This is a genomic window from Pseudarthrobacter sp. (assembly GCF_036675385.1).
Lineage (GTDB): Bacteria > Actinomycetota > Actinomycetes > Actinomycetales > Micrococcaceae > Arthrobacter.
Genome location: NZ_JAKFFD010000220.1, coordinates 1 through 4,041 on the forward strand (window position 1 = coordinate 1; position 4,041 = coordinate 4,041).

Annotated in this window: 5 protein-coding genes; 2 read left to right on the plus strand and 3 right to left on the minus strand. The window is 68.5% G+C overall.

The genetic code is table 11. The annotated features are described in order from the left end of the window. A partial coding sequence (locus tag V6M49_RS17985) for an IclR family transcriptional regulator (RefSeq protein ID WP_332762466.1) occupies positions 1 to 690 on the minus strand: 690 nt, incomplete at its 3' end. Positions 691 to 817: 127 nt separating this feature from the next. On the opposite strand from V6M49_RS17985, the gene mmuM reads away from it, so the two are divergent. Continuing rightward, complete coding sequence (gene mmuM / locus V6M49_RS17990; protein WP_332762468.1) at positions 818 to 1,792, plus strand: homocysteine S-methyltransferase; 975 nt, start codon at positions 818 to 820, stop codon at positions 1,790 to 1,792. Positions 1,793 to 1,855: 63 nt separating this feature from the next. On the opposite strand, the gene V6M49_RS17995 is transcribed toward mmuM, so the two are convergent. Both V6M49_RS17995 and V6M49_RS18000 read right to left on the minus strand, forming a co-directional pair. Next, the gene (locus tag V6M49_RS17995) at positions 1,856 to 2,485 is read right to left on the minus strand and encodes an FMN-binding negative transcriptional regulator (protein WP_332762470.1); all 630 of its coding nucleotides are present in this window, start codon (positions 2,483 to 2,485) and stop codon (positions 1,856 to 1,858) included. A gap of 4 nt (positions 2,486 to 2,489) precedes the next feature. Then, positions 2,490 to 3,482, minus strand: a complete 993-nt coding sequence (locus V6M49_RS18000; protein WP_332762471.1) for a DMT family transporter — start codon at positions 3,480 to 3,482, stop codon at positions 2,490 to 2,492. Here V6M49_RS18000 and V6M49_RS18005 point away from each other — a divergent pair. Beyond that, positions 3,481 to 4,041, plus strand: a 561-nt coding sequence (locus tag V6M49_RS18005) for a GntR family transcriptional regulator (protein ID WP_332762473.1), incomplete at its 3' end; no start/stop codon positions are given. The two genes, V6M49_RS18000 and V6M49_RS18005, sit on opposite strands and share 2 nt — an antisense overlap.

The window sequence follows — 4,041 nt, forward strand, 5'->3', positions numbered from 1 at the left end:
GCGCGGCTCCAGGCGTGCCCTGGTGCCCACGATCTGCAGCGCCGCCGCCACGTCCCCTTTGAAATCCCGGACGGGAACGGCCAGCGAATAGAGCCCCGGCTCCGCTTCCTGATCCACCACTGAGTAACCCCGCGCCCGCGCCGCGGCCAGCCGCCCCAGGAAATCGCCGACGTCGGACGGGGTATTGGGGCCGTGCCGCACAAAGTCCACGTCGGCGAAAACGGTCCGTACTTCGGTTTCCGACGACTCCCACAGCACAGCCTGGCCGGCGTCGCTGCAGTACGCGGGGTAGGGCCTTCCCAGCCATGAGCCCACCAGGTTGCTGCTGGCGGGAACGCTTTCGCCGATGGTCACGGTGCTCTCGCCGTGCAGCACGCCCAGGAAGCACCCCTCGTCCGTGTCGCGGGCCAGCCGGTCCAGTGCCACGGCGCCGTCTGTGTGCAGCCTCTGCGCGGTCAGTTGCTGGGCATCGGTCAGGATGGACCAGTCCAGGGTGTAGGTGCGCTCGCCGGTCCGGCCGAGGAAACCCTCCTGCTCACCGGTGCGGAGGTTCCGCGACACCTGGCTGCGGTCTTTGGCCAGGTCCGCGGCGATCCCCGCCACGGTTCCACCCGGAAGCCCGGCCTCATGCCGTGCCCCCAGGGCCAGGATGGCCAGCATGCCGCGGCCCATGCTGGAGGTTTTCGACATAGGGCAGAGTCTAATGGAGCTGCCGGATCCGGGCCGGTCATAGTTCGCCACGCTCGTTAAAAGCATTTCAAATTGCCTATGATGAACAACATAGTCCTTCCCTCCATCGACTTCCGGAGTTCCTGCCATGCCCCGCAACACCACGCTGTCCCGCCTGCTTGATGCCGGAGCGCACCTGATCGCGGACGGCGCCCTCGCCACCGAACTTGAGGCGCGCGGCTGCAGCCTGGATGACCCGCTGTGGTCGGCCAAGGTCCTGCTGGAGCAGCCGCAGCTGATCCGCGATGTGCACCGGGACTACTTCGAGGCCGGCGCCAACGTGGCCACCACCGCCAGCTACCAGGCCACCCCGCTGGGGTTCGCCCGGCGCGGCCTTTCCGAGGACGCGGCACTGGACCTGGTCAGGCTCTCGGTCCGGCTGGCGGATGATGCCCGGCGCGAACACTTTGCCCGGCATCCGCAGGCCGGGCCGCTGCTGGTCGCTGGCTCCGTGGGCCCCTATGGCGCCTACCTCGCGGACGGCTCTGAGTACCGCGGGGACTACGTCCTGGACGCCGAGGCTTTCAAGGATTTCCACCGACCCCGCATAGCTGCCCTGGTGGAGGCCGGAGCCGATTTCCTGGCCTGCGAGACGCTGCCGTCCTTCGCAGAAGCAGAGGCGCTGCTGGCACTGACCGTGGAGTTCGACGTCGAATCCTGGTTCTCCTTCTCGCTGCGGGACGGTGCGCACATCAGCGACGGCACCCCGTTGGCTGCGGCAGCTGAGCTCTGCGGGTCCGGGTCCCGGGTGGTGGCCGTGGGCGTGAACTGCGTACCGCAGCATCTGGTCCCGGCCGCCCTGACAGCCCTCGGCCATGCGGGTTCCAAGCCGCTGGTCACGTATCCGAACTCCGGCGAAAGTTACGACGCCGCCACCAAGACCTGGGCAACCTCCTCAGAGGGTGCCGCTGAAACCGTCAAGGCCCGGCCCGCGGGCCCCGCGGCCGGAGCCGGTTCCTGGCGCGAGCTCGGGGCCCGCATCATCGGAGGCTGCTGCCGCACAACGCCCCGGGACGTTGCCGCCCTCGCCGCCACCCAACCTGCCCAGCACCCACCCAACTAGCTAGCAGTTAACGTCGTCATTCACGCGAATAACGACATTAAATGCGACCTACTTGGGAAGAATTTAGGCGCGCGCCGGCCGTGCCCTTTCGACGTCGGCGGCGCTTTCTGTCGCGCCGCGGGCGCTGAGCCCTGCGACGACGCCGTCGACGTCCGCCGCTGACCGGTTCTGGCTCAGCTTGGTCTTGGCCTCGATCCTGGTGATGACCAGTTCGATGCCCACAATGGCGCGCAGCTGGCCGGAGATGTAGCGTTCCGGCGCGTCATCCACGCTCCACGGGTGCTCGAAATCCGCTTCGTTGGCGTTGGTCAGCCGCCTGACCTGGCCGGCGATCCAGGCCGGGTCGTCATGGATGACGAGACGGCCATACGCGTGCGCCGTCGAGTAGTTCCAGGTGGGCACAACGCGGCCGTGCTCGGCTTTCGACGCATACCAGGACGGCGAAATGTAGGCGTCCGCGCCCTGGACGATCATGAGGGACTCCCCGATGGCCGGCTCGGACCACTGGGGGTTGTTCCTGGCGACGTGCGTGTGCAGGGCGCCGTGTTCGCCCACCGAGGGGTCGTAGACGAACGGCAGCAGCGTGGCGAGCAGGCCTCCGGACGTCATGGTGACCAGGTTCGCTGCGCCCGGCCGGGTCAGCAGTTCCTGGACGGCGTCGGGGCCGGCTTCAAAATGGGCTGGCGTGTACATGGGACTAATCCTTTGCAGGTTCGAGGGTTCTTGTGGCGAGAGGCTCGGCAGGGTGAGGGGCGGCGGGCTGCGGGGTTGCAGGCTTGAGCCGGACCCGGACCGCGGCGCCCGCGCAGAGGATGACAGCCAGGCCGCCGACGATCGTGCTCCACGTCAGCGACTCGCCGAGCAGAAGGCCCGCCCAGCAGATGCTCAGCACGGGCTGGACAAGCTGGATCTGGCTGACCTGGGCCATTGGGCCGATGGCCAGGCCGCGGTACCAGGCGAAGAAGCCGAGGAACATGCTGACCACGCCGAGGTACGCAAAGGCCAGCCACTGGACCGGTGTGCCCGACGGCGGCTGCTGGGCCACGGACACCGCCACCAAAAACACCATCAGCGGCGACGCCAGCACCAGCGCCCAGGACACGGTCTGCCAGGCGCCGAGCTCGCGGGCCAGCAGTCCACCCTCCGCATAGCCGATGGCCGCAGCCACCACCGCGCCGAGGAGCAGCAAGTCCGCCGAGTGAAGCTGCCCAAACCCGCCGGACTGCAGGGAGGCGAAGCCGATGGCCGTCAGCGCTCCCACGCCGGTGATGAGCCAGAACGCCGGGCGTGGACGCTCGCGTCCCCGAAGAACTGCAGCCACTGCCGTCGCGGCGGGCAACAGGGCGATCACTACGGCGCCGTGACTGGCCGGCGTTGTGGTGAGCGCAAAGGAAGTCAGCAGGGGAAACCCGACGACGATGCCGCCGGCCACCACCGCGAGGCGGACCCACTGCGTGCCGCGGGGGAGCCGCTGCCGGGTGAGGGCGAGCGCGAAGGTGGCGAGGATGGCGGCTACCACCGCACGGCCCGACCCGATAAACAGCGGCGACAGGGACTCGACGGCCACCTTCGTGAAAGGAACCGTGAAGGAGAAGGCCGCTACTCCCGCGAGACCCCACCAGAGACCGGTGGGCTGGCGGGACGGTATCACTGGCGGTAAAAGCGTAGTAGCGCTACTATTGTCTCTCATGAATAACGATAGCAGCTCCCGGATTGTGGCGCACCTGAAGAAATGGATTTCTTCGGCCGCGCCCGGTGCCAAGCTGCCGTCCACGCGCTCGCTGGTGGCCGAGTACCAGGCCAGTCCCGTCACGGTGCAGAAGGCCCTGCAGACGCTCACGGCACAGGGACTGATCGAGAGCCGGCCCGGCGTCGGGACCTTTGTGCGCGCCGTCCGGAGCGCCCGTCCCTCCGACTACGGCTGGCAGACGGCGGCCCTCCGTTCCCCGCTGGCGCCGCCGCCCCCGGCGTCCAGCACCATGCGCAACGTGGCCAACGATGCCATCTCCTTCCACTCCGGCTACCCGGACCGCGAACTCCTGCCCGAGCGGCTGGTGCGGGCCGCTATAGCAAGGGCAGCCCGCGGTGACGCTGCCCTGTTCCGTCCGCCCGCAGCCGGAATGCCCGAACTCCAGTCGTGGTTCGCGCACGAACTCGGTGCCTCCACACCGGCCGGGACCACCCCGCCGAACCCGAGCGACGTCGTCGTACTCCCCGGAAGCCAAAGCGGGCTGAGCTCCATCTTCAGC